Raw genomic sequence first — 24,144 nt, forward strand, 5'->3', positions numbered from 1 at the left:
CGCCATTCTTCTGCGGCAAGAATTACTTCTTGATGCGGATAACCGGGGTTTCACCCACGGTTACGCTACCGGACAGTTTGATCAGCTCTTTGATCTCGTCCATGTTGGAGATAACAACCGGAGTCAGGGTAGACTTGGCTTTTTCTTCCAGCAGCGGCAGATCGAATTCGATAACCGGGTCGCCGACTTTCACACGTTGGCCTTCTTCAGCGATACGTTTGAAACCTTCGCCTTTCAGTTCAACGGTATCAATACCGAAGTGAACGAACAGCTCAATGCCGCTATCAGATTCGATAGAGAACGCATGATTGGTTTCAAAAATTTTACCGATGGTACCATCTACCGGCGCAACCATTTTGTTGCCAGTAGGTTTGATGGCAATGCCATCACCCACAATTTTTTCCGCAAAAACGACATCCGGCACGTCTTCGATGTTGACGATCTCGCCAGAGAGCGGGGCAACAATCTCAATAGTTCCGGTGTCTTTTTTGTCATCAGAAACCAGAGATTTCAATTTATCGAACAAACCCATGATCTTCTCCTAAGCAGTAATTTGGGCCGCGCATCTCGTGGATTAGCAGATTGTTTTTTCTTCAATGAACTTGTTAACCAGCGTCATTAACTCGTCCGTTGTCGGTTGAGCAAGAGCCTGCTCTGCTAATACTTTCGCATCTTCGAAGTTCGTGTTACGAATAATCTTCTTGATGCGCGGGATGGAAATGGCGCTCATAGAGAATTCGTCCAGCCCCATACCCAGCAACAGAAGTGTAGCACGTTCATCGCCCGCAAGCTCACCACACATGCCAGTCCATTTACCTTCAGCATGAGAAGCATCAATAACTTGCTTAATCAGCGTCAGGACGGACGGTGACATTGGCTGGTAAAGATGTGAAATCATATCATTACCACGGTCAACTGCCAGAGTATACTGCGTTAAATCATTGGTACCGATACTAAAGAAATCAACTTCTTTGGCTAAGTGACGAGCGATTGTCGCGGCGGCAGGGGTTTCTACCATTACGCCAATTTCAATGGCTTCATCAAAAGCTTTACCTTCGTCACGCAGTTCCTGTTTGTAGATCTCGATCTCTTTGCGCAGCGCGCGAACTTCTTCAACAGAGATGATCATCGGGAACATAATGCGCAGTTTACCGAAAGCAGAAGCACGCAGGATGGCGCGTACCTGGTCACGCAGGATCTCTTTACGATCCATTGCGATACGGATAGCACGCCAGCCGAGGAACGGGTTCTCTTCTTTCGGGAAGTTCATGTACGGCAACTCTTTGTCGCCGCCGATATCCATGGTACGAACGATAACGGCCTGAGAGCCGCACGCTTCGGCAACCGCTTTGTAAGCTGCAAACTGTTCTTCTTCAGTCGGCAGCGAGTCGCGGTCCATGAACAGGAATTCAGTACGATACAAACCTACGCCTTCCGCGCCGTTGCGCTCAGCGCCTTCGACGTCACGGACGGTGCCGATGTTAGCGCAGACTTCAACCTGATGGCCGTCCAGCGTAATTGCCGGCAGGTCTTTCAGTTTAGCCAGTTCCGCTTTCTCTTCAGCAACCTGAGCCTGCAGATTACGCAGTTCTTCGATTTGTTCGTTTGTTGGGTTAACCAGAACCTGGTTATTCACCGCGTCGAGGACCAAATAATCGCCGTTTTTCACCTGAGCGGTAACGCTACCGGTGCCCACGATGGCAGGCAGTTCAAGGGAACGCGCCATGATAGAGGTGTGGGAAGTACGACCACCAGCATCAGTAATAAAGCCTAGTACTTTGTCCAGGTTCAACTGTGCCGTTTCAGACGGGGTGAGGTCAGCAGCAACCAGGATAACTTCATCCTGAATCGCGCCCAGATCAATGATGGCCAGGCCGAGGATGTTGCGCAGTAGACGTTTACCGATATCGCGTACGTCAGCCGCACGCTCTTTCAGGTATTCATCATCCAGCTCTTCCAGTGCAATAGCCTGACCTTCGATAACTTCATTGGCTGCCGCGTCGGCAGTCATGTGCTTATCTTTAATCAGGGCTATGATTTCCTGCTCAAGCTCCTCATCTTCCAGCAGCATGATGTGCCCTTCGAAGATGGCTTCTTTTTCTTCACCGAAAGTTTCACCAGCTTTGGTTTTGATGACCTCCAGCTGGGCGGAGGCCTTGGTGCGGCCACTCAGAAAACGTTCAACTTCCTGATCAACCTTATCGGCAGAAATTTTCTTCCGGTCGATGACTACTTCATCTTCTTTCAGCAGGAGTGCCTTGCCAAAAGCGATACCCGGGGATGCTAAAATGCCTGAAATCATAACCCTACCTTACTTGTGACTGATATTAAAAAGAACCCGTGAACTTACTCGAGTTCAGCCATCAGTTTAACCAGATGCTCAACTGCTTTTTGCTCATCTTCGCCTTCGGCAGAAAGAGTCACAACGGTACCCTGAGTCAGACCCAGAGTTTGCAGTTTGAACAGGCTTTTGGCGCTGGCGCTTTTGCCGTTGGAGGTAACAGTGATCTCAGAAGTGAAGCCTTTTGCTTCTTTAACAAACTGAGCAGCAGGGCGGGTGTGCAGACCGTTCGGAGCGGTAATAGTAACTTCTTGCTGGAACATTATATTTCCCCAACTTATAGGTTTAGTGTTGTGGACCTAAAGTTTAGCCTAACGGCCAAACTTTAGCCTGTATCGTTAGCGCCGGCATTACGTGTCCGGCTCCGGCACCAGCAGCAGTGAATCGCCGCGTGAACCTTCAGGCCGTTGACGTCTACCACGTCATTAAACATTATGCCGCGAAAGGAAGACTTGAACCAAATCATAAAATCGATTCAGCTTATGGAAATCCAAATCCGAATAATTTCGCGCATCAAAATAAATGTGCTGGTTAAATACCAGACCCAACGAAGTGAATCAATGCCAGGAGGGGTAAAAATTTGAACTGTGCCACAAAAAAGCACCTGAAAAGGTGCTTTTTTACACGATGTTAACAGGCTGGCACTACTGTTGCAGTTCTTTCTCTGTGAAGAGATCAGCAAATAATGCAGTGCTTAAATAGCGTTCACCTGAAGAGGGTAGGATAACCACAATATTCTTATTGGTAAAGGCTTCATCTTCCTGAAGCTTCAGCGCAGCAGCAACGGCTGCACCGGAAGAGATACCGGCCAGAATACCTTCCTCTTCCATCAGGCGACGTGCGGTTGAAATGGCTTCTTCGTTGGTGATAGCAACGACTTTATCAACCAGCTTCAAATCCAGGTTGCCCGGAATAAAGCCAGCGCCAATGCCTTGAATTTTGTGCGGGCCGGGTTTTAGCTCCTCACCTGCCAGCGCCTGGGCGATAACCGGGGAGTCGGTGGGTTCAACCGCGACGGTAATCAGATCTTTTTTACCTTTGGTGCCTTTGATGTAACGACTTACGCCGGTCAGCGTACCGCCGGTACCGACTCCGGAGATGAAGACATCAACCTGACCGTCAGTATCTTCCCAGATTTCCGGGCCGGTGGTCTTTTCATGAATTTCCGGGTTGGCCGGGTTGCTGAACTGCTGGAGCAGTAAGAATTTCTCTGGGTTGCCCGCGACGATTTCTTCGGCTTTCTGGATTGCACCCTTCATGCCTTTCGCGCCTTCGGTTAATACCAGATTAGCACCTAATGCTTTCAACAGCTTGCGGCGCTCAATGCTCATAGTTTCTGGCATTGTCAGCGTTAGCTTATAGCCACGTGCTGCTGCGACGTAGGCAAGTGCAATTCCGGTGTTACCGCTGGTCGGTTCTACCAACTCAACGCCTGGTTTTAGTACACCGCGTTTTTCGGCATCCCAAATCATATTGGCACCGATACGGCATTTCACGCTAAAGCTCGGGTTACGCGATTCTACCTTTGCCAGGATGCGTCCGTTACCGATTCGGTTCAGTCGTACTAGCGGCGTATGACCGATAGTCAGGGAGTTGTCTTCAAAAATCTTACTCATGGCCCGTCCTTAACTGTATGAAATTTGGGAGTACGGCTTCAGCATACCCGCTTAAAGAATATGCGGAAGTAAGGATTTAGCATATCTATATTCGCAAGAGAAATAATGGCAAGCCATAAGTAATAAGGAGCGGCATAAGCCGCTCCGCAAGAAGAGAGGAGGGGATTACTTCCACATGGCGTGTTTGTCGCGGTAGCAATCGACCCACATCGCCGTTGCACCGCAAATGGCCACCGGCAAAATGACCAGATTCAGTACCGGAATCATGGTAAACAGGCTGGTCAGGGCACCAAATTGCATATTGGTTACTTTGCGGGTACGCAGCGCCTCACGCATGGTTTTAAACGGCACTTTATGGTTATCAAAAGGGTAATCGCAGTACTGAATTGCCAGCATCCAGGCACTGAACAGGAACCACAGTACGGGTGCAACGGTCTGGCCGATGCCGGGGATGAAATAGAGAATTAAAAGCACGATTGCCCGTGGGAGATACCAGGCAAACTTCTGCCATTCACGCTTCATAATGCGTGGCACATCTTTCATTATGCCGAAAACTCCGACATCCGGAGGCGTTGCGCCGGTGAGGCGCGCTTCAAGCTGCTCAGCCAGTAGACCGCTAAAGGGGGCGGCTATCCAGTTGGCAATCGTCGAAAAGAAGTAGCCAAAGACCAGCAGAATGGAGATAACCACTATCGGCCACAGCAAATAGTTAAGCCATTGCAGCCATTCCGGTACACGGCTCATCAGCGAAGGGAGCCAGCTACCCAAGCGAGTGAATAACCACCAGAAGGCTCCACCCATCAAAATGATGTTGACGAGTAAAGGGAGGAATACGTATCGACGGATCCCCGGTAGCCCGATCAGTTTCCAGCCCTGCGAAAAATAATAGACGCCACTACGCGGGGTCGTTGCGGATGATGAAACCATAGTCAGGCAATGCTCCTTTTTTGACATCCAGACTGAATGCCGGGATATTTTATCGGGTTAGCAGACAATAACCAGTTAGGAAATGTTCGAAAAAACAGCAAAAAGCACGATTTAGTTCATCTTTATGTAGTGAAAGCCCCAGACGCACTTGCACTTGATGTAATCGACAAATACTCTTAGTGAGTAAATGTTTGCCGTGGTGGCAAGGTGTTAGAACAACAGAGAATATAATGATGCAGGATTTGCGTCTGATATTAATCATTGTTGGCGCGATCGCCATAATCGCTTTACTGGTGCACGGTTTTTGGACCAGCCGTAAAGAACGTTCTTCGATGTTTCGCGATCGCCCACTAAAACGTATGAAGTCTCGCGACGATGAAGAGTCGGAAGGCGATGACTTTGATGGCGATGTTGAAGGCGTTGGTGAAGTCCGGGTTCATCGGGTTAATCACGCGCCGAATGGGACTCATGGGGAGCATGAAGCACCTCATCAGGCACCGCAACACCAGTATCAGCCGCCTTATGAGCGTCAGGCGCAGCAGCCTGTGCATCAGGAGGAGCCTGCTCGTGCGCCGCAGCCATCTCATCAGCCGCAGCCACATCAGCAGCCAGTTCATACACAGGCTCCGGTTCAGCAACCGCATCACGTTGCGCCGACACAGCAGCCCGTGCCGCCGCAGCCCCAGCAACCTGTTCAACATGTGCAGCAGCCAGTTCAGCATGCGCCGCAATCGGTTCAACAACCTGCAGTCGCTCCGCAGCCGGTACCTGAACCTCAGGCCGCTCCTGAACCGCAGCCAGCACCGCAGCCTAAAGAGCGTAAAGAAACGGTCATTGTGATGAACGTTGCCGCGCACCATGGTTCGCAGCTTAATGGTGAGCTATTAATCAACAGCATCCAGCAGGCTGGCTTCAAATTCGGCGATATGAATATTTTCCATCGCCACCTCAGTCCTGACGGTAGCGGCCAGGTCTTGTTCAGCCTGGCGAATATGGTAAAACCAGGCACATTCAATCCGGATAGCATGGCGGATATGATGACGCCAGGGATCACTATCTTTATGCAGGTTCCGTCCTTTGGCGATGAGCTGCAAAACTTTAAGTTGATGCTGCAATCCGCGCAGTACATTGCCGATGAAGTTGGTGGTGTCGTGCTGGACGATCAGCGTCGTATGATGACGCCGCAAAAATTGCGTGAATACCAGGACCGCATTCGCGAAGTGAAAGAGGCTAACGCCTGATTCATCTTCCTGAGTTTCGTCTACTTATCCTGAACCCCCGCCCGTCGGGGGTTTTTTATCATTGATGGTGCGATATGGAATCGAACGAACAAAAACTGACTGAACTGCGAACCACGCTTCGCCATCATGAATATCTGTACCATGTCATGGATACACCGGAAATTCCTGATGCGGAATACGATCGGTTGATGCGTGAATTACGTGAACTGGAAGCTCAACATCCTGAACTGATTACGCCTGACTCACCCACTCAGCGCGTTGGCGCTGCACCTCTGGCCTCATTTAGCCAGATTCGCCATGAAGTGCCAATGCTGTCGTTGGATAACGTTTTTGATGAAGAGAGCTTCCTCGCGTTTAATAAGCGCGTTCAGGACCGTCTGAAAAATACTGATGATCTGACTTACTGTTGTGAACTGAAGCTGGATGGCCTGGCGGTTAGCATTCTGTATGAAAACGGCGTTCTGGTACAGGCGGCGACCCGAGGCGATGGGACCACCGGAGAAGATATTACCTCCAACGTACGTACCATTCGCGCCATCCCCCTGAAACTGCGTGGTGACGATATCCCGCAGCGGCTGGAAGTTCGCGGCGAGGTGTTTCTCCCGCAGGCGGGGTTTGAAAAAATTAATGATGAGGCGCGTCGCACCGGTGGGAAAGTGTTTGCTAACCCACGTAACGCGGCCGCCGGTTCTTTGCGCCAGCTCGATCCGCGAATTACGGCGAAGCGACCGCTCACTTTCTTTTGCTACGGCGTGGGTGTGCTGGAAGGCGGTGAGCTGCCGGAAAGCCACTCTGCGCGTTTACAGCAGTTTAAGGCCTGGGGACTGCCGGTCAGCGAGCGCGTAAAACTCTGCCATACGCCAGAGGAAGTGCTTACTTACTATCGCAAGGTTGAAGAAGACCGTCCGAACCTGGGTTTTGATATCGACGGCGTGGTTATTAAAGTTGATTCTCTGGTGTTACAGGAGCAACTGGGCTTCGTTGCCCGTGCGCCACGTTGGGCGGTGGCGTTTAAGTTTCCGGCGCAAGAGCAGATGACCTTTGTACGCGATGTCGAGTTTCAGGTAGGGCGTACCGGCGCCATCACGCCAGTTGCCCGTCTGGAGCCAGTCCATGTCGCAGGAGTGCTGGTCAGCAACGCGACGCTGCACAATGCGGATGAAATCGACCGCCTGGGGTTGCGAATTGGCGATAAGGTGGTGATTCGTCGCGCTGGAGATGTTATCCCTCAGGTGGTGAACGTGGTCCTTTCAGAGCGTCCGGAAGAGACCCGTGAAATCGTGTTCCCCACGCATTGCCCGGTCTGCCATTCCGATGTAGAACGCGTGGAAGGTGAAGTTGTCACGCGCTGTACTGGCGGTCTGATTTGCGGCGCTCAGCGCAAAGAAGCGCTCAAACATTTCGTTTCTCGTCGCGCGTTAGATGTCGAGGGAATGGGCGATAAAATCATCGACCAGCTGGTTGAGAAAGAGTACGTCCATACGCCAGCCGATCTTTTCCAGTTGACGCCGGGTAAGCTCACCGGGCTGGACCGCATGGGGCCAAAATCAGCGCAGAACGTGGTGGATGCTCTGGAGAAATCAAAAGAGACCACCTTTGCCCGTTTCCTTTATGCGTTAGGGATCCGCGAAGTCGGTGAAGCGACGGCGGCAGGTTTAGCCGCTCACTTTGGCACCATTGAGGCACTGGAGCAGGCATCGATTGAAGATCTGCAAAAAGTGCCGGATGTTGGGATTGTCGTTGCGACGCATGTGCGTAATTTCTTTGCTGAAGAGAGTAATCGCGAAGTGATCGCTCAGCTTCGCAAAGAAGGGGTTCGCTGGCCCGCGCCGGTAGTGGTCAATGCCGAAGAGATTGATAGCCCATTTGCCGGGAAAACGGTGGTTCTGACCGGTAGTCTGAGCCAGCTCTCGCGTGATGACGCTAAGGCGCAACTGGTTGCGCTGGGGGCGAAAGTTGCGGGCAGCGTATCGAAGAAAACCGATCTGGTGATTGCCGGAGAAGCAGCTGGTTCTAAACTAGCCAAAGCGCAGGAACTGGGTATTACGGTGATTGATGAAGCCGAAATGGTGCGCCTGCTCGGAGAATCTCGTGGATAAAGACCAGCTTATTGAGATTGCCAACACGGAAATGCCGTTTGGTAAATACAAAGGGCGTCGTTTAATTGATGTGCCAGAAGAGTATTTGCTGTGGTTTGCTCGTAAAGATCAATTTCCCGCCGGGCATCTTGGCGAGTTGATGGCATTAACCTTGTTGATTAAAACCGAGGGGCTGACCGATCTGGTTCAGCCCCTTAAGCGCCCGCGTTAAGCTTCGGAGGCGCGGGTCTTTTCCTGCGCCTGTAACGCTTCGGCCTGGCGCTTATAACGACGCGCCAGCACGGCGCACACCATCAGCTGAATCTGATGGAAGATCATTAGCGGTAGCACCATTATCCCTAGTATTGAGGTCGGGAAGAGAATGTTGGCCATCGGGATTCCGTTTGCCAGGCTCTTTTTCGATCCGCAGAAGACAATCGTAATCTCATCCGCTTTATTGAAGCCGCACTTGCGCGCCACAAACACGTTGATAGCAATCACAATCGCCAGCAGAACAATGCTAACCACGACGATAAACAGTAGCGATCCGACGCCCACTTTGTGCCAGATGCCGTTCACAACCGCCTCACTGAACGCGGAGTAAACGACCAGCAAGATTGAAGTCTGATCGGTTTTTGAGATCCACTTTTTATGTTTTGCCACCCAATTGCCAATCCATGGGCGAGAAAGATGCCCCAGAACAAATGGCAGCAGCAGTTGCAGCATGATCTTGCCAACTTGCTCAAGGCTTCCGCCCGCGCCGTGCAAATTCATCAGCAGGCCAACCAGCAGCGGTGAAATAAAAATCCCCAGAAGACTTGAGGCTGATGCCGAGCACACTGCCGCAGCGACGTTGCCGCCCGCCAGCGAGGTAAACGCGATGGCGGACTGTACGGTGGCTGGCAGAATGCAGAGATAAATAAAGCCGGTGTACAGCGCCGGATCAACGTTTATTGGCGCCCACCATGCGAACAGTACGCCGAGGACGGGGAAGACGATAAAGGTGCTGCACATCACCCAGAGGTGTAAACGCCAGTGGCTACCACCGGCAACGATCGCTTCGCGGGAGAGTTTCGCCCCGTGCATAAAGAACAGCAGGGCGATGGCGGCGGTGGTTAAATGTTCAAAGAATGGGACAAATCCACCGCGTGCCGGAAAAAAGGAGGCCAGCAGGACGACGGTGACTAAGGTGAGAGTAAATGGATCAAGAATGCGGAAAAATTTCATAAACGCTCCTGAAAATCGATGCGACTATTGTGCTTTCTTTAGTTTGAGAAATAAAATCGATTTATTGCATCTATTCATGAAAAAAAGAGATGAATTATTCGCTACGTCAGTTAAAGGTGTTTGTGACCGTCGCTCGTGCCAGGAGCTTTAGCCGGGCAGGGGAGAGTATCGGCCTGAGCCAGTCGGCGGTGAGCCATAGCGTCAAAGAGCTGGAGCATCAAACCGGGGTGCGTCTACTCGACCGAACCACCCGGGAGGTGGTGCTCACGGAAGCGGGACAGCAGCTGGCGGCCAGACTGGAGCGTCTGCTGGATGAATTGAACAGTACGCTGCGTGAGGCCGGGCGCGTCGGGCAGCAGCTTACTGGAACCGTCAGAGTTGCCGCCAGTCAGACCATTTCTGCCCACCTGATCCCGCAGTGCATTGCATACGCTAATCGACGCTACCCTGAGATCGATTTTGTTCTCCACGACCGCCCTCAGCAATGGGTGCTGGAGAGCATCCGTCAGGGAGAAGTGGATTTTGGCATCGTTATCGATCCTGGAGCCGCCACCGATTTAGAGTGCGAGACGGTACTGGCGGAGCCGTTTTTGTTGCTTTGCCGCCACGATCACTCTTTTGCCCAACGATACTCTGTGGGCTGGCTGGAGCTACAGCAGCAGCGGCTGGTGTTACAGGATTATGCGTCCGGTAGCCGTCCGCTTATCGATGCGGCTCTCGCTGGATTTTCCGTTGAAGCGAAGATTGTGCAGGAGATTGGCCATCCAGCGACACTATTTCCGATGGTTGAAGCGGGAATTGGCATCAGTATATTACCGGCGTTAGCCCTGCCGCTTCCTCAGGGAAGCCATTTGCAGGTGAAGCGGTTAACGCCGGTAGTTGAACGGCAACTGATGTTGGCACGGCGTAAAAACCGGTCGTTATCAACTGCTGCAGAGGCGTTGTGGGAGGTCGTCAGGTCCCAGGCCAGCGAGTTGACCGCATGCCGTGCGGCAGATCCTCTCTATCAAATATAGTCGACCTGCCGCTTCAGGCAGGCGCAAAAGATTAAAATTGATATTTGAGGGAGTAAATAATGCCGTCCTGAAGAAAAGTTTCCCCAAGCTTATTCTTCGCGTAGCGATACTGAACGCCTGCTGTCAGATGAGGTGTCGCATTCCACCACAGCGCCACAGCGCCGTTAAGCCCATCTTTACCACCGTTGCCCGCAGCATAGGTTGCAGCGCGGTCAAATTCATATTCATTCCAGTTGGTCAGGGTGAATTTTTCACTACCCAGCATAAAGCTATATCCGGCTACCCAGCCCAGCACATAACCATTGTCGCCGCTATAATACGTTTGATCGGTATAGCGTTTGGCGAAGAAGGGTTTAAACCAGTAACCATTGCCGGTGAAATTATATCCGAGACCATAGAGAAACATATCATCATGGAAATTCACTCGATCGGGCGAACCGTAGGTGCCGTATGCGTGTAAATAGAGGTTTAATCCGGTATCGCCCAAATAAATACGGTTGGTATTTTTAAACGTATAGCGCTGTTCGCTACCGGGCTTGTCATGACGGCCATTGTAGAAATTTTCCCAATCAAAAAATCCATACATTTCCCCCCAGCTAAAGTTGGCACCACCTTCAAGTTCCAGATAGCCGAAATCATCTTTGTGGGATTTTTTGCCAGACTTCTCTGTCGTGCTTGATGTCCAGTCGAGGTAATGCAGGCCAAGATTGGCGAAACCACCTTTAAATTCAGCCTGTACGGTATGAGGTAAAACCAATGCGGCGGCAAAACTTAAATTTATAAGCGTTTTATTCATGGGGTGTTCCATCTGCCAGAAATATAAAAATGTAGGTGTTTATTTTATTTTGCTGTGGGCCCCAGCAGATGACATCTTATTCAAAAAAGAGAAGGTAAAACCAATATTTAATTATTGATAATCGATAGGTAAACGATCTGAATGAGGTTTATGTCATCAATATAGAAAGGATATCAATCATTACGGGAAAGTGTATTGGTAAACGATAGTCTTCTCTCGTTATAAACAAGAGGTACACAACACTTTCCGATTATTCAGCCTTAAGGATCTATCATGAGCCACTCCCTTTTGTCACAGAACCCTTGGTATAGCGCAGATATCATTCGTGGTTACAAGCCTGATTTTACGCCGCGCGTGGCATTTATTCTTGGTTCAGGTTTAGGTGCCCTGGCGGAACAAATTGAAGGTGCAGTGGCTATTTCTTACGAGAAACTGCCGGGTTTCCCGGTCAGCACCGTCCATGGACATGCCGGAGAGCTGGTGCTTGGTCATCTGGCTGGTGTTCCGGTTGCCTGCATGAAAGGTCGGGGACATTTTTATGAAGGCCGTGGCATGACCATTATGACCGATGCGATTCGGACTCTGAAGCTGTTGGGCTGTGAACTTCTGTTTTGCACCAATGCGGCGGGTTCTCTTCGTCCGGAAGTCGGGCCAGGTAGCCTGGTGGCATTAAATGACCACATTAACACGATGCCAGGAACACCGATGGTTGGGTTGAACGATGAACGCTTTGGTGACCGTTTCTTCTCACTCGCGAATGCCTATGATGCGGATTATCGTGCTGTATTACAGACTGTCGCGGCAGAAGAGGGTTTTCCGCTCACTGAGGGTGTTTTCGTTTCCTACCCTGGGCCAAACTTTGAAACGGCGGCTGAGATCCGCATGATGCAGATTATTGGTGGCGATGTCGTTGGTATGTCAGTCGTGCCAGAAGTCATCACTGCGCGGCACTGTGGCCTGAAAGTGGTTGCTGTCTCTGCTATTACCAATTTGGCTGAAGGCCTGGGTGATGTGAAATTATCTCATGCGCAGACCCTGGCAGCGGCTGAGTTATCTCGTCAAAACTTTATTAATCTGATCTGCGGTTTCTTACGTAAACTGGCCTGAAATTAATAATAACAATGACCCCGCGCACGGGGTCTTTCTCTTACTCTATCTCTACGGCAAGGAACGAAAAATGGGTATTGCGTCCCGATTAAAGGTCATGTCGTTTTTGCAATATTTTATCTGGGGAAGCTGGCTGGTGACCCTGGGTTCTTACATGATAAACACCCTCGACTTTACTGGCGCAAACGTTGGGATGGTTTATAGCTCCAAAGGACTGGCGGCCATTATTATGCCCGGCATTATGGGGATTATTGCCGACAAATGGTTACGTGCTGAACGCGCCTATATGCTTTGCCACCTGGTCTGTGCCGGGGTGCTATTGTATGCCACTACCGTCACCGATCCGGATACCATGTTCTGGGTGATGTTGATTAATGCAATGGCCTATATGCCGACGATTGCGTTGTCTAACAGCGTCTCTTATTCCTGTCTTGCACAGTCTGGACAGGACCCGGTTACCGCATTCCCACCGATTCGCGTGTTTGGCACGATTGGCTTTATTGTCGCCATGTGGACGGTGAGCCTCATGGGGTTGGAACTGAGTAGCGCGCAGTTGTATATCGCATCAGGTGCTTCGCTGGTGCTGGCGATGTATGCTTTCACGTTGCCGAAGATTCCGGTTGCTGAGAAGAAAGCGGCTACAACGCTTGCCAGTAAGCTGGGGCTAGATGCGTTTGTGTTGTTTAAAAATCCGCGTATGGCGATTTTCTTTCTGTTTGCGATGATGCTGGGGGCCGTGCTGCAAATTACCAACGTCTTTGGTAACCCATTTCTGCACGATTTTGCCCGCAATCCTGAGTTTGCCAATAGTTTTGTCGTTAAGTATCCCTCTATTTTACTTTCCGTTTCGCAGATGGCTGAAGTCGGTTTTATCCTTACCATACCGTTCTTCCTAAAACGCTTTGGCATCAAAACGGTGATGTTGATGAGTATGCTGGCGTGGACGCTGCGCTTTGGTTTCTTTGCCTTTGGCGATCCGTCTCCGTTTGGTTTTGTGCTGCTGCTGATGTCGATGATCGTTTACGGTTGCGCATTCGACTTCTTCAATATTTCAGGGTCGGTGTTTGTTGAGCAGGAGGTGAACTCCAACATTCGCGCCAGTGCTCAGGGGCTGTTTATGACGATGGTGAACGGCGTTGGCGCATGGGTTGGGTCTATTTTAAGCGGTATGGCGGTGGATTACTTCTCTGTTGACGGTGTGAAAGACTGGCAAACCATTTGGCTACTGTTTGCAGCCTATTCGTTGGCGCTGGCGGTGATTTTTGCACTGTTCTTTAAATATAAACATGAGCCAGAAAAAATAGTGATGAAGTCTCTGGCGCATTAATTCTTTTTCACTGGCGAGGGGATGCTCGCCAGTCTTTTTGTTCAGCAAGGATTGTTAATGAAAGAAATTATTTTCTCATCAGGTATCGGATTTGGTATTGGCGCTTTATTTACGCTGTGTCGCCTGCCAATCCCAGCTCCAAGTGTCCTGCCGGGCGTGCTTACCATTGTATTCATGTACATCGGGTATCTCGCCGTTAAATTCATTTTTCACTAGACTGTGTGGTAAATTCCGAGCGTTACCCTCTCTCATTTATGGAGTGCAGTCGTGTTGGAGCGAACCCACCGTATCGATCTTAAGTTGCTGCGTTACTTTCTCGCAGTTGCAGAAGAGCTGCATTTTGGACGGGCTGCCGCTCGCCTGAATATGTCACAACCCCCGCTGAGTATTCATATTAAAGAACTGGAACAGCAGCTTGGTACGCTGCTGTTTGTTCGCCATTCTCGCAGCGTGGTGTTAACACATGCAGGTAAGATCCTGATGGAAGAGTCTCGCCGCCTGCTGGCTAGTGCCAATCAGGCGCTGGCAAGGGTTGAGCAAATTGGACGCGGTGAAGCAGGGCGTATTGAGCTTGGCGTAGTGGGGACGGCAATGTGGGGGAAAATGCGCCCCGTGATGCACCGTTTTTTAAAGGATAATCCGAATGTCGAGGTGCTGTTTCGCGAAAAAATGCCTGCGATGCAGATGGCGCTACTAGAACGGCGAGAGCTGGATGCGGGAATCTGGCGGATGGCCACCGAGCCAACGGAAGGGTTTACCAGTTTACGTTTGCATGAATCGTCTTTTCTGGTCGCTATGCCGGAAGAACACCACCTGACTACCTATGATGTGGTTCCCCTGGAGGCATTGCGAAATGAATATTTTGTCACCATGCCCTCGATCCATACCGACTGGGCATTTTTGCAACGCGTTTGCCAGACTGCTGGATTTTCGCCGATGATTGTTCGTGAAGTGATGGAACCACAAACGGTTCTGGCGATGATCAGCATGGGGATTGGTATTACGCTAATCGCGGATAGCTATGCGCAGATGAATTGGCCTGGCGTTGTATTTCGTCCGCTGGAGGAGCGTATTCCCGCTGATTTATATATCGTCTATGAAGAGTCTCAGGCGACGCTTGCGCTGACGAAGCTAGTGGAAGCGTTGACGGGGTAATTAAGTCGTCGATGGTGGTGCGAACGTGTTATCGGGTCTACAACGTACCGGAGGCCTGATAAGCGTAGCACCATCATATAGGTTCAAATCTTGTATATTGCAGATAGCAAAAAAGCGCCTTTAGGGCGCTTTTTTGCATTGGTGGGTCGTGCAGGATGACTCGCTTCGCTCGCCCTTCGGGCCGTCGCCGCAGGCGGCTCCGTTGTCTCTCTTCGTTCGACTCGAACCTGCTGCAGGTTCGAATCTTGTATATTGCAGATAGCAAAAAAGCGCCTTTAGGGCGCTTTTTTGCATTGGTGGGTCGTGCAGGATTCGAACCTGCGACCAATTGATTAAAAGTCAACTGCTCTACCAACTGAGCTAACGACCCGAAGTGGTGGGTGATGACGGGATCGAACCGCCGACCCCCTCCTTGTAAGGGAGGTGCTCTCCCAGCTGAGCTAATCACCCACTTCGGTACTTCATTTTATTGCAAGAAATCCAGCTGGCGAGAAAGTGGTGGGTGATGACGGGATCGAACCGCCGACCCCCTCCTTGTAAGGGAGGTGCTCTCCCAGCTGAGCTAATCACCCACTTCTCAATTTCTTGCTACACGGCGGAGACTACGTTAAGTAGTGGTGGGTGATGACGGGTTCGAACCGCCGACCCCCTCCTTGTAAGGGAGGTGCTCTCCCAGCTGAGCTAATCACCCCCGCTGTGTGGAGTCGCATTATAGGGAGAGTTGAAAATGAGTCAACGCCTTTTCTAAATAATTTGTTTGTTCGTCGTAAAATTAAACAAAACGATCGCGAACTCATCTATGGCGCATGATTTATAAACAAAAAGAGCAAAGCGTGACGTTGAAACACCAACAACATTGAGGAATCAGCCCACAGTGTTAGAATATTGCCCTATAAAATCCAACGAACACTGCCGCCTGTCGGCATCTTTATCAAACGTAAGGCCAATTCATGAAAATCAAAACTCGCTTCGCGCCAAGCCCAACAGGCTATCTGCACGTTGGCGGTGCGCGTACTGCTCTCTATTCCTGGCTTTTTGCACGTAACCACGGCGGTGAGTTTGTGCTGCGTATTGAAGACACCGATCTTGAACGCTCCACGCCGGAAGCTATTGAAGCCATCATGGATGGCATGAACTGGCTGAGCCTGGAGTGGGACGAGGGTCCGTACTTTCAGACCAAACGTTTTGATCGCTACAACGCTGTGATTGATGAAATGTTGGAAGCGGGCACGGCCTATAAATGCTATTGCTCTAAAGAGCGTCTGGAAGCCCTGCGTGAAGAGCAGATGGCAAAAGGCGATAAACCGCGTTACGACGGCCGCTGCCGCCATGGTCACGAACATCACGCAGATGACGAGCCTTGCGTAGTGCGTTTTGCCAACCCGGAGGAAGGTTCTGTTGTTTTTGATGACCAGATCCGCGGTCCTATCGAATTCAGCAACCTGGAGCTGGACGATCTGATTATCCGCCGTACCGATGGTTCTCCGACCTACAACTTCTGTGTAGTCGTTGATGACTGGGATATGGAAATCACCCACGTGATTCGCGGTGAAGACCATATCAACAATACCCCGCGCCAGATTAACATTCTGAAAGCACTGAACGCGCCGGTGCCGATTTATGCGCACGTCTCTATGATCAATGGTGATGATGGCAAAAAACTCTCCAAGCGTCACGGTGCGGTCAGCGTTATGCAGTATCGCGACGATGGCTATCTGCCGGAAGCGCTGCTGAATTACCTGGTGCGCCTCGGCTGGTCCAGCGGCGACCAGGAGATTTTCTCTCGTGAAGAGATGATCAAGCTCTTTAGTCTGGGGGCGGTGAGCAAATCAGCCAGCGCGTTTAACACCGAAAAACTGCAGTGGCTGAACCATCACTATATCAACTCACTGGCTCCGGAATATGTCGCGACGCATTTACAGTGGCACATTGAGCAGGAAAATATCGACACCCGTAACGGCCCGCAGCTGTCTGAGCTGGTGAAACTGCTGGGCGAGCGTTGTAAGACTTTGAAAGAGATGGCGGCGAGCTGTCGTTACTTCTATGAAGACTTTGCTGAGTTTGATGCTGATGCTGCGAAAAAACATCTGCGCCCGGTTGCCCGTCAACCGCTTGAAGTGGTGCGCGATAAGTTAACGGCCATCAGCGACTGGACGGCGGAAAACGTTCACCACGCAATTCAGGCAACGGCTGATGAACTGGAAGTTGGCATGGGTAAAGTGGGGATGCCGCTGCGCGTCGCTGTGACCGGTGCAGGGCAGTCGCCAGCACTGGATGTCACCGTACATGCAATCGGTAAATTACGCAGTGTAGAACGCATCAATAAAGCGCTGGCCTTTATTGCCGAGCGTGAAAGCCAACAATCCTGATTTTGATTGCAGGATGAGTAAAACGGCAGGTGATTAACTCTGCCGTTTTTTTTGCTTATTTCTCAGCGTCAGTGATGCCTAACCGGGATAAAAATCCACTAATCCCTTCGCGTGCGAGAAGATCCCTCAGATGTAACTGCTCCGCCGGAGTCATAAGATGGAGTGTTTCGACGATTTGACGCCAGATAGCGTCAGCGTCATTAACGAAGTAGTTGCCTGGCTGTTCCGCTAGCTGATATTCCATGGTCAGATGCCGCAGTGCGGGGATATTCACCAGGAAATCGATAACCGGTTTGTCGATAACGATAAGGCGAGCACGCCCACCTTTGACGCCGGGTATGGCTTCTGTCCGCCACTTTTGCTCTCGGGCCCAGCGATTAATCGTCTGTCTGGCGAGGTTTAGACACTCAGCGAGCTCCGCTGGGGTCATTTTGTCTTTGAGTTTCATCATGATTTTACTGGTCGCGGATGCCCAGACGATTGAGTAGCCCGATGATCCCTTCGCGTAACAGCAGTGACATAAACTGCTTTTGTTCGCCCGTTGTCATCTCTTTGCTCAGCGTGAGCAGTAGAGATTCCAGATCGTTATCGGTTGCGGAATAGGGGACTGGATTTTCAGCCACACGCTGTGCGCTGCGAATAAACTCGCGAACTTGCTCGTTAACATGTACGAGACGCGCTTTACCGCCCTGTACACCAGGACGCGGGGACGTCTGCCATCCTTCTTTACGTACCCATTTGTTGATCGTTTGCCGACTGAAGCCAGTCAGATGTGCTATTTCTTCAGGTGTCATTCGTTCCTTGAGCATACTATTTCCTGAGTAAATATGGGGGAATTAGTTGTCCATGTTATAGCATCCTTTTAAGCGAAAGGGTGACATGTTTAGCTTCTCGCTGCGATAAGGCTCGCAATGTCAGCCGTTTGTCTGCTTTTTCAGCGATCAAATGGAGGGGATTCATTTTGCCGTTGACACCTGACGAAGGAATTCATATTATGCCGCCCGTCAACACGACAGCTTTACGTTGGGGCTATAGCTCAGCTGGGAGAGCGCCTGCATGGCATGCAGGAGGTCAGCGGTTCGATCCCGCTTAGCTCCACCAAATCCTGTTCCCATCAGGTTTTGGAACGTAAAACACTGTGGGGCTATAGCTCAGCTGGGAGAGCGCTTGCATGGCATGCAAGAGGTCAGCGGTTCGATCCCGCTTAGCTCCACCAAATTCAGAACCCTCGCTACGGCGGGGGTTTTTGTTTTTCATCGCGCTAACGTAAAGTAGCTTCTGAATAAGTCAGTAAGTATCCAGCAATCTTAGCGAAGAGTAATTTCAGATTTTTTCACGATTTAAAATCTTGCCTGTCATTATTAAGCGACATACCATTTACGCCTTAAATGTATTTAGCTCGGTGGGAGTTTTAATTAACAATAATGATTGATCATCTTAACATTAAGATCAAAAAAACTCTGCTGGCTATATTGATCTGTTTTATCGCGATTCCTCTATCCAGATTTATTTCCCCGCAAACGCTCATTGATGGAAATCAAATTTATCTGGCGTGGTTGCCGATGAGTGTAATGTATTCGGTACTTTTTATTTTTGGCCGATATGCCGTTGCGCCATTGATTATTACGTTTGCGGTGACTAATACCTGGATTATCGACCTGACGCTACCGCAGGCGGCAATCCTGCTGTTTTGTCAGCTTTTCTCGGTCTTTGTTGCGTGTGCTATTGTCCGCCTTCAGCTTGGAAAACGTTGGCGTGCAGGGTTGACGGCAAAGCATATGGGAATGAGGGTGTTTTGGGGCGGTTTTTTTGCTCCCATTCTGCTGAAGATCACCATGTACATGGCTGGACAGTTTTTTTCATTTCCGTTGGCCATCTCCAGCTATTTCGGCAATATGTCGGTTATCTACACGATTATTGATATCCAAAGCCTAATTAGTGCAGCATTAATTTTTACAACATTCTTTTATTATCCGTTGCGGATGATTATCAGTCCGCAGTATGCGCGTGCATTCTGGCTCAATCTTTCTCAATCGTGGCGCACGCGCGAGCAGCGGGTATTTACGCTATATTGGTTTGCGGCGTTGGCGACTATATTACTTATACTCTGTTCACCTTATGATTCTGATTTCATTGCAGGTTATTTAGTCCCCCTTATATTCATCCTGCACTTCATTGGGATTAGTCGCCTGGATCATATGCTAATTCGCATCTCATGGTCTGTTTCTGCATTTTTACTCGTGGCGTACAACCAGAATTTTTTACATGGTGTGCAGACTGAATATTCACTCTCGTTTGTCCTCTCTGTGTTGATTTCTTTCACCATCTGTTTGTTTTATATGGTAGATATTTATGCTCGTAGCGAGAGGATAAAGCTAAGATGGCGAGACCAGGCTGAGGAAGACCCGCTAACCGGTTTACCGAATTTGCGTGCACTGGAGAGCTATCTGCACCGTAATCCGACGGTCGTTATCAGCAGCTTACGGATTCAAAATCTGGATTTCCTCAGTCGTCATTACGGCATGATGATGAGAGTCGATAGCAAACGACAAATTGTCCGCAAAATGCAGCCGTTACTCAGTCAGGGTGAGAAGATTTTTCAGCTACCCGGCAGCGAGCTGTTACTCGTACTGAATGGTCCGGAGCCTGCGGCACGCCTCAGTCATATTGTCTCAACACTTAATCACAAAAAATACAGCTGGCATAACCAGATGCTTGATCTTGAATTTGGCGCGTCCTGGGGTCGCTATAACGGCATAGAATCGGAACTTCATCCAATGTTGGGTCAGCTAAGCTGGCTGTCGGAGCAAGCGGGAGCGGCTCGTCGAGTATTAGCGTTAGATATAGCTCAAGAGCAAATATCCGATCAAACTACTGACCAGGTACGGTTGTTAGCCCAGGTTAAACAGGCGCTTAACAACCGCGAAATTGTGTTGTATGCCCAGCCTATTCAGGATGCTTCAGGAAACGGTTACTACGAAATACTTAGCCGTATACGTTGTGGTAACAGCATCATTACTCCCGATCGGTTTATTCCTCTGATTGCGCAGTTCAACCTGAGTCAGCGTTTTGATATGCAGGTTCTGGAAACGCTATTCAGTACGGTGCATCAATATCCAGGGATGCATTTCTCCGTCAATTTAATGCCTTACACGTTGATGCAAAACGACAGCGCAGCACAAATTATCTCACTGTTTAAGCGCTATAACTTGTCACCAGAGGTCATAACCATCGAAGTGACTGAAGAGCAGGCATTTTCTGATGTTGAAACCAGTCTGCATAATATCCACCAGCTACGAAATTTTGGCTGTAGTATCGCCATTGATGACTTCGGTACGGGCTACGCTAACTATGAACGCCTGAAAAGTTTACAGGCTGATATCGTTAAAATAGACGGTTGCTTTGTGCGTGATATTGAGACCGATCCGCTAGATACCATCATGATCAAATCGATTATTGAAATGGCGAAGGTAAAGAATATGAAGGTGGTTGCAGAGTATGTTGAAACTCAGGAACAGAGGGAAAAGCTTCTACAGCTAGGGGTCGACTATTTACAGGGCTATTTGATTGGCAAGCCGCAGCCACTGAGCGAACTGCAGGCATGAAAAAGCCGGGACTCGCCCGGCTTTTTCAATACAAGTTACAGATTACAATACCAGTGCAGCGATAGATGCAGAAAGCACACTCACCAGAGTAGAACCGTAAAGCAGCTTCAGGCCGAAACGGGAAACCACGTTACCTTGCTCTTCATTCAGTCCTTTAATCGCGCCAGCGATGATACCGATTGAGGAGAAGTTGGCGAAGGACACCAGGAAGATGGAGATGATGCCTTCCGCACGTGGAGAGAGGGTTGAGGCCACTTTCTGCAGATCCATCATGGCGACGAATTCGTTAGAAACCAGTTTGGTGGCCATAATGCTTCCCACCTGCAACGCTTCGCCCGCCGGTACGCCCATTATCCATGCGACCGGATAGAAGATGTAGCCGAGGATCCCCTGGAAGGAAATGCTATAGCCGAACCAGCCGGTAACGGTGGCAAACAGGGCATTCAGCGCAGAAATCAGTGCGATAAAACCGATCAGCATCGCGGCAACGATAATCGCTACTTTAAAGCCTGCAAGGATGTATTCCCCCAGCATTTCGAAGAAGCTTTGTCCTTCATGCAGGTTAGACATCTGCAGATTTTCTTCACTTTCATCAACGCGATATGGGTTAATTAATGACAGCACAATAAAGGTGCTGAACATGTTAAGTACCAGTGCCGCAACAACGTATTTCGGCTGCAGCATGGTCATGTATGCGCCCACGATAGACATGGATACGGTAGACATCGCCGTTGCCGCCATGGTGTACATGCGGTTGCGGGACATTTTACCGAGGATATCTTTATAGGCGATGAAGTTTTCGGACTGGCCCAGAATCAGCGAACTGACTGCGTTAAAGGATTCCAGTTTGCCCATGCCGTTAATTTTGGACAGCACGGTACCGATGGCGCGAATGACGATAGGCAGAATACGGATATGCTGCAAAATACCGATCAGCGCAGAGATGAAGACGATTGGGCACAACACTTTCAGGAAGAAGAAAGCCAGGCCTTTGTCGTTCATGCTGCCGAAGACGAAGTCTGTCCCTTCATTGGCGAACCCGAGGAGTTTTTCGAACATCTCGGAGAATCCTTTCACAAAACCCAGACCAATGTCAGAGTTCAGGAAGAACCAGGCCAGCAGAACTTCAATGACAAGCAGTTGAATGACATAACGAATACGAATCTGCTTACGGTTGTGGCTAGCCAACAGGGCCAAAATAGCAACCACTACGATCGCGAGAATAAAGTGCAAGACGCGGTCCATATTTGCTCCAAATATGAGGCAGGTTAAATTTCTTTGCACATTCTATGTAACGGGAGCAAAGAAAACGAGAGCTAGCACACACTATTGCAAGCATATGTGACTAATGGCAAAAATAGTGATCAACCATGCATTTTTGTTATGTTACGTAAAGGTTTTAAAAGTTGCATCGTTGTACTATTCTGAAGGTCGTATAAAAACAATTTATCAGCTGCAGTTTTCAGTTGCCGACCCGCTATCGTTCCCTTCTATCACAGCAATTATTATCACCTTTTTAAATGAGCTTGATAATCATTCGCATTTTGATAGCATGAAACATAGCAAAGGCTATATTTCCAGAGGCAGAAAATGACAAGCAGTCGCGTTGAGAATAGCAGCGGTCGCGCAGCGCGCAAGATTAAGCTCGCCTTGATGGGGCCTGCGTTCATTGCTGCCATTGGCTATATCGACCCGGGTAATTTCGCCACCAACATTCAGGCCGGGGCCAGCTTTGGCTATCAATTGCTGTGGGTTGTGGTCTGGGCGAACCTGATGGCGATGCTGATTCAGGTGATGTCAGCGAAGCTGGGCATTGCTACTGGCAAAAATTTGGCGGAACAGATTCGCGACCATTATCCGCGTCCGGTGGTGTGGTTTTATTGGGTACAGGCTGAGATCATCGCTATGGCGACCGATCTTGCTGAATTCATCGGCGCGGCCATCGGCTTTAAGTTGATTCTTGGCGTCTCCTTACTGCAAGGGGCGGTACTGACCGGCGTGGCAACCTTCTTGATTTTGATGCTTCAGAGTCGTGGACAAAAACCGCTGGAGAAAGTGATTGGTGGCTTGCTGCTGTTTGTCGCCGTGGCGTACGTTGTCGAGTTGATATTCTCCCAGCCGGCGTTGGCACCGCTGGCAAAAGGGATGCTCATTCCATCGCTACCCACCAGTGAAGCGGTATTTCTTGCCGCCGGGGTGCTGGGGGCGACTATTATGCCCCACGTCATCTACTTACATTCTTCACTAACTCAGCATCTACACGATGGGACACGCAAAGAGCGCTATAACGCGACGCGCTGGGATGTGGCGATTGCCATGACTATTGCAGGCTTTGTGAACCTGGCGATGATGGCGACCGCCGCCGCAGCGTTTCACTTTAATGGTCATACGGGGATTGCTGACCTGGATCAGGCTTACCTGACGTTGGAACCGTTGTTGAGCCACGCGGCGGCGACTATTTTTGGCCTTAGCCTGGTGGCTGCGGGATTGTCATCTACGGTAGTGGGTACGCTGGCGGGGCAGGTGGTAATGCAGGGTTTTATTCGCTTTCATATTCCACTTTGGGTTCGCCGGACGATTACCATGTTGCCGTCATTCATTGTTATTTTGATGGGGCTGGATCCCACTCGCATTTTGGTCATGAGCCAGGTCTTGCTGAGCTTTGGTATTGCACTGGCGCTGGTGCCGCTGCTGATCTTCACCAGTAATTCACAGCTGATGGGTGATTTAGTTAATGCCCGATGGGTGAAATTGCTGGGATGGGCGATAGTCGCGATTGTGGTAGTTCTGAACGGTTGGCTGATCGTCGGGACGATATTTAGCTAATCCTTATATAAAATGGGGAGCCATCTGGCTCCCCATGCTGTTAGTGATGCCCGTGGCCATGCCCGCGGCCACCTCCTGGCCCACGTCCCCGGCCGCCGTGTCGGTCATCGCGATCGTTCCAGCCTTCGCGATAGCCGCGCTCGTAAGCCTTACGTTTATCCCAGCCGCGGTGCCAGCCGTTGTCGTGACGATGCCAGCGGTTATCGCGCCATTCATAGTTTTTGCGCCAATAGTCACGGTTGCGCCAGCCGCCACCGTCCCAGTAGTTACCGTAATTGTCGCGATCGCCAATTTGTAATTTTATTGATGGCAACAGGGTGATTTCACCAGCATTAGCGACCAATGGCGCTGTAGCCAGTAGTACTGCAGCCAGAATCAGTGACCTGAACATACTCTTCTCCTTCACGATCGGGGCCGTTGTCGGCCTGTTAACCTGATATTACGGGGCGGTAAAGCCCCATCGCATCGGCTGAACTCCTAAATCGCAAGGGAGAGCACTTTTTGCTAAAGTAA

At 50.2% G+C, this 24,144-nt stretch carries 22 protein-coding genes, 6 tRNA genes and 1 other RNA gene; 13 read left to right on the plus strand and 16 right to left on the minus strand.

What is annotated here, in order from left to right; all coding sequences use genetic code 11:
* Positions 1–22: 22 nt before the first annotated feature.
* From crr to cysZ, 5 genes are all read right to left on the minus strand, one after another.
* A complete protein-coding gene (crr, locus tag HV213_RS08750; protein WP_000522253.1) occupies positions 23–532 on the minus strand; it encodes a PTS glucose transporter subunit IIA in 510 nt (169 codons plus the stop codon).
* A gap of 42 nt (positions 533–574) precedes the next feature.
* Positions 575–2,302 carry a phosphoenolpyruvate-protein phosphotransferase PtsI gene (ptsI, locus tag HV213_RS08755; RefSeq protein ID WP_181485397.1) on the minus strand — a complete coding sequence of 576 codons (1,728 nt, stop codon included), beginning with the start codon at positions 2,300–2,302 and terminating at the stop codon, positions 575–577.
* Between the two features lie 44 nt (positions 2,303–2,346).
* Entirely contained in the window at positions 2,347–2,604 is a 258-nt protein-coding gene (ptsH, locus tag HV213_RS08760; protein WP_002913505.1) for a phosphocarrier protein Hpr, read from the minus strand.
* A 381-nt stretch (positions 2,605–2,985) separates the two neighbouring features.
* Positions 2,986–3,957: a cysteine synthase A gene (gene cysK / locus HV213_RS08765; protein WP_181485398.1), complete on the minus strand. Its 972-nt coding sequence runs from the start codon at positions 3,955–3,957 to the stop codon at positions 2,986–2,988.
* Between the two features lie 165 nt (positions 3,958–4,122).
* Positions 4,123–4,884, minus strand: coding sequence for a sulfate transporter CysZ (cysZ, locus tag HV213_RS08770; RefSeq protein ID WP_181485399.1), 762 nt, complete (start codon positions 4,882–4,884; stop codon positions 4,123–4,125).
* Between the two features lie 230 nt (positions 4,885–5,114).
* On the opposite strand from cysZ, the gene zipA reads away from it, so the two are divergent.
* The 3 genes from zipA to HV213_RS08785 all read left to right on the plus strand — a co-directional run bounded on the left by zipA (position 5,115) and on the right by HV213_RS08785 (position 8,435).
* Positions 5,115–6,125, plus strand: a complete 1,011-nt coding sequence (gene zipA / locus HV213_RS08775) for a cell division protein ZipA (RefSeq protein ID WP_181485400.1) — start codon at positions 5,115–5,117, stop codon at positions 6,123–6,125.
* Positions 6,126–6,199: 74 nt separating this feature from the next.
* Positions 6,200–8,224 (plus strand): NAD-dependent DNA ligase LigA, encoded by a 2,025-nt coding sequence (gene ligA / locus HV213_RS08780; protein WP_181485401.1) that lies wholly within the window; start codon positions 6,200–6,202, stop codon positions 8,222–8,224.
* The gene (locus tag HV213_RS08785) at positions 8,217–8,435 is read left to right on the plus strand and encodes a DUF3820 family protein (RefSeq protein WP_110272204.1); all 219 of its coding nucleotides are present in this window, start codon (positions 8,217–8,219) and stop codon (positions 8,433–8,435) included. The genes ligA and HV213_RS08785 overlap by 8 nt, the downstream gene beginning before the upstream one ends.
* Here the strand turns inward: HV213_RS08785 and HV213_RS08790 are convergent.
* The gene (locus tag HV213_RS08790; protein ID WP_181485402.1) at positions 8,432–9,430 is read right to left on the minus strand and encodes a bile acid:sodium symporter family protein; all 999 of its coding nucleotides are present in this window, start codon (positions 9,428–9,430) and stop codon (positions 8,432–8,434) included. The genes HV213_RS08785 and HV213_RS08790 overlap by 4 nt on opposite strands.
* Before the next feature lie 89 nt (positions 9,431–9,519).
* Between HV213_RS08790 and HV213_RS08795 the strand changes: the two genes are divergently transcribed.
* Positions 9,520–10,446 (plus strand): LysR family transcriptional regulator, encoded by a 927-nt coding sequence (locus HV213_RS08795; RefSeq protein WP_181485403.1) that lies wholly within the window; start codon positions 9,520–9,522, stop codon positions 10,444–10,446.
* Between the two features lie 31 nt (positions 10,447–10,477).
* Here HV213_RS08795 and HV213_RS08800 read toward each other — a convergent pair whose 3' ends face one another.
* Positions 10,478–11,242: a nucleoside-specific channel-forming Tsx family protein gene (locus HV213_RS08800; protein WP_181485404.1), complete on the minus strand. Its 765-nt coding sequence runs from the start codon at positions 11,240–11,242 to the stop codon at positions 10,478–10,480.
* Positions 11,243–11,515: 273 nt separating this feature from the next.
* On the opposite strand from HV213_RS08800, the gene xapA reads away from it, so the two are divergent.
* The 4 genes from xapA to HV213_RS08820 all read left to right on the plus strand — a co-directional run bounded on the left by xapA (position 11,516) and on the right by HV213_RS08820 (position 14,831).
* Entirely contained in the window at positions 11,516–12,349 is an 834-nt protein-coding gene (xapA, locus tag HV213_RS08805) for a xanthosine phosphorylase (RefSeq protein WP_181485405.1), read from the plus strand.
* Between the two features lie 70 nt (positions 12,350–12,419).
* Positions 12,420–13,676, plus strand: coding sequence for a nucleoside permease (locus tag HV213_RS08810; RefSeq protein ID WP_181485406.1), 1,257 nt, complete (start codon positions 12,420–12,422; stop codon positions 13,674–13,676).
* Between the two features lie 57 nt (positions 13,677–13,733).
* Positions 13,734–13,892 (plus strand): XapX domain-containing protein, encoded by a 159-nt coding sequence (locus tag HV213_RS08815; RefSeq protein ID WP_181485407.1) that lies wholly within the window; start codon positions 13,734–13,736, stop codon positions 13,890–13,892.
* 54 nt (positions 13,893–13,946) lie between these two features.
* Positions 13,947–14,831: a LysR family transcriptional regulator gene (locus HV213_RS08820; protein ID WP_181486367.1), complete on the plus strand. Its 885-nt coding sequence runs from the start codon at positions 13,947–13,949 to the stop codon at positions 14,829–14,831.
* A gap of 139 nt (positions 14,832–14,970) precedes the next feature.
* On the opposite strand, the gene HV213_RS08825 is transcribed toward HV213_RS08820, so the two are convergent.
* The 5 genes from HV213_RS08825 to HV213_RS08845 form a co-directional block, all read right to left on the minus strand.
* Positions 14,971–15,096, minus strand: a non-coding RNA gene (locus tag HV213_RS08825) — RtT sRNA.
* A 29-nt stretch (positions 15,097–15,125) separates the two neighbouring features.
* Positions 15,126–15,201 (minus strand) — tRNA-Lys (locus HV213_RS08830).
* A gap of 4 nt (positions 15,202–15,205) precedes the next feature.
* Positions 15,206–15,281, minus strand: a tRNA-Val gene (locus HV213_RS08835).
* A gap of 46 nt (positions 15,282–15,327) precedes the next feature.
* Positions 15,328–15,403, minus strand: a tRNA-Val gene (locus tag HV213_RS08840).
* 43 nt (positions 15,404–15,446) lie between these two features.
* A tRNA-Val gene (locus HV213_RS08845) sits at positions 15,447–15,522 on the minus strand.
* A 259-nt stretch (positions 15,523–15,781) separates the two neighbouring features.
* On the opposite strand from HV213_RS08845, the gene gltX reads away from it, so the two are divergent.
* A complete protein-coding gene (gene gltX / locus HV213_RS08850; protein ID WP_112212923.1) occupies positions 15,782–17,200 on the plus strand; it encodes a glutamate--tRNA ligase in 1,419 nt (472 codons plus the stop codon).
* Positions 17,201–17,255: 55 nt separating this feature from the next.
* Here the strand turns inward: gltX and HV213_RS08855 are convergent, their stop codons facing one another.
* Together HV213_RS08855 and HV213_RS08860 are read right to left on the minus strand one after the other, a co-directional pair.
* Entirely contained in the window at positions 17,256–17,651 is a 396-nt protein-coding gene (locus tag HV213_RS08855; RefSeq protein ID WP_181485408.1) for a YfeC-like transcriptional regulator, read from the minus strand.
* Positions 17,652–17,655: 4 nt separating this feature from the next.
* A complete protein-coding gene (locus HV213_RS08860; RefSeq protein WP_110272213.1) occupies positions 17,656–18,009 on the minus strand; it encodes a YfeC-like transcriptional regulator in 354 nt (117 codons plus the stop codon).
* Between the two features lie 216 nt (positions 18,010–18,225).
* On the opposite strand from HV213_RS08860, the gene HV213_RS08865 reads away from it, so the two are divergent.
* From HV213_RS08865 to HV213_RS08875, 3 genes are all read left to right on the plus strand, one after another.
* A tRNA-Ala gene (locus HV213_RS08865) sits at positions 18,226–18,301 on the plus strand.
* Positions 18,302–18,340: 39 nt separating this feature from the next.
* Positions 18,341–18,416: transfer RNA gene (locus tag HV213_RS08870), tRNA-Ala, on the plus strand.
* Between the two features lie 208 nt (positions 18,417–18,624).
* On the plus strand, positions 18,625–20,805 hold the full coding sequence (locus HV213_RS08875) for an EAL domain-containing protein (RefSeq protein ID WP_181485409.1): 2,181 nt from the start codon (positions 18,625–18,627) through the stop codon (positions 20,803–20,805).
* 42 nt (positions 20,806–20,847) lie between these two features.
* Here the strand turns inward: HV213_RS08875 and HV213_RS08880 are convergent, their stop codons facing one another.
* Complete coding sequence (locus tag HV213_RS08880) at positions 20,848–22,050, minus strand: NupC/NupG family nucleoside CNT transporter (protein ID WP_110272215.1); 1,203 nt, start codon at positions 22,048–22,050, stop codon at positions 20,848–20,850.
* Positions 22,051–22,395: 345 nt separating this feature from the next.
* Between HV213_RS08880 and HV213_RS08885 the strand changes: the two genes are divergently transcribed.
* Positions 22,396–23,631: an Nramp family divalent metal transporter gene (locus HV213_RS08885; RefSeq protein ID WP_181485410.1), complete on the plus strand. Its 1,236-nt coding sequence runs from the start codon at positions 22,396–22,398 to the stop codon at positions 23,629–23,631.
* A gap of 40 nt (positions 23,632–23,671) precedes the next feature.
* Here HV213_RS08885 and HV213_RS08890 read toward each other — a convergent pair whose 3' ends face one another.
* Positions 23,672–24,022 carry a DUF2502 domain-containing protein gene (locus tag HV213_RS08890; RefSeq protein ID WP_181485411.1) on the minus strand — a complete coding sequence of 117 codons (351 nt, stop codon included), beginning with the start codon at positions 24,020–24,022 and terminating at the stop codon, positions 23,672–23,674.
* Between the last annotated feature and the right edge of the window lie 122 nt (positions 24,023–24,144).

Origin of the sequence: Klebsiella sp. RHBSTW-00484 (assembly GCF_013705725.1) — a bacterium.
Classification (GTDB): Bacteria; Pseudomonadota; Gammaproteobacteria; order Enterobacterales; family Enterobacteriaceae; genus Klebsiella.

Bases quoted from the DNA above. Each gene is read 5' to 3' on its own strand.
- crr (WP_000522253.1), bottom strand. From the start codon at position 532: ATGGGTTTGTTCGATAAATTGAAATCTCTGGTTTCTGATGACAAAAAA.
- ptsI (WP_181485397.1), bottom strand. From the start codon at position 2,302: ATGATTTCAGGCATTTTAGCATCCCCGGGTATCGCTTTTGGCAAGGCA.
- ptsH (WP_002913505.1), bottom strand. From the start codon at position 2,604: ATGTTCCAGCAAGAAGTTACTATTACCGCTCCGAACGGTCTGCACACC.
- cysK (WP_181485398.1), bottom strand. From the start codon at position 3,957: ATGAGTAAGATTTTTGAAGACAACTCCCTGACTATCGGTCATACGCCG.
- cysZ (WP_181485399.1), bottom strand. From the start codon at position 4,884: ATGGTTTCATCATCCGCAACGACCCCGCGTAGTGGCGTCTATTATTTT.
- zipA (WP_181485400.1), top strand. From the start codon at position 5,115: ATGATGCAGGATTTGCGTCTGATATTAATCATTGTTGGCGCGATCGCC.
- ligA (WP_181485401.1), top strand. From the start codon at position 6,200: ATGGAATCGAACGAACAAAAACTGACTGAACTGCGAACCACGCTTCGC.
- HV213_RS08790 (WP_181485402.1), bottom strand. From the start codon at position 9,430: ATGAAATTTTTCCGCATTCTTGATCCATTTACTCTCACCTTAGTCACC.
- HV213_RS08795 (WP_181485403.1), top strand. From the start codon at position 9,520: ATGAATTATTCGCTACGTCAGTTAAAGGTGTTTGTGACCGTCGCTCGT.
- HV213_RS08800 (WP_181485404.1), bottom strand. From the start codon at position 11,242: ATGAATAAAACGCTTATAAATTTAAGTTTTGCCGCCGCATTGGTTTTA.
- xapA (WP_181485405.1), top strand. From the start codon at position 11,516: ATGAGCCACTCCCTTTTGTCACAGAACCCTTGGTATAGCGCAGATATC.
- HV213_RS08810 (WP_181485406.1), top strand. From the start codon at position 12,420: ATGGGTATTGCGTCCCGATTAAAGGTCATGTCGTTTTTGCAATATTTT.
- HV213_RS08815 (WP_181485407.1), top strand. From the start codon at position 13,734: ATGAAAGAAATTATTTTCTCATCAGGTATCGGATTTGGTATTGGCGCT.
- gltX (WP_112212923.1), top strand. From the start codon at position 15,782: ATGAAAATCAAAACTCGCTTCGCGCCAAGCCCAACAGGCTATCTGCAC.
- HV213_RS08855 (WP_181485408.1), bottom strand. From the start codon at position 17,651: ATGATGAAACTCAAAGACAAAATGACCCCAGCGGAGCTCGCTGAGTGT.
- HV213_RS08860 (WP_110272213.1), bottom strand. From the start codon at position 18,009: ATGCTCAAGGAACGAATGACACCTGAAGAAATAGCACATCTGACTGGC.
- HV213_RS08875 (WP_181485409.1), top strand. From the start codon at position 18,625: ATGATTGATCATCTTAACATTAAGATCAAAAAAACTCTGCTGGCTATA.
- HV213_RS08880 (WP_110272215.1), bottom strand. From the start codon at position 22,050: ATGGACCGCGTCTTGCACTTTATTCTCGCGATCGTAGTGGTTGCTATT.
- HV213_RS08885 (WP_181485410.1), top strand. From the start codon at position 22,396: ATGACAAGCAGTCGCGTTGAGAATAGCAGCGGTCGCGCAGCGCGCAAG.
- HV213_RS08890 (WP_181485411.1), bottom strand. From the start codon at position 24,022: ATGTTCAGGTCACTGATTCTGGCTGCAGTACTACTGGCTACAGCGCCA.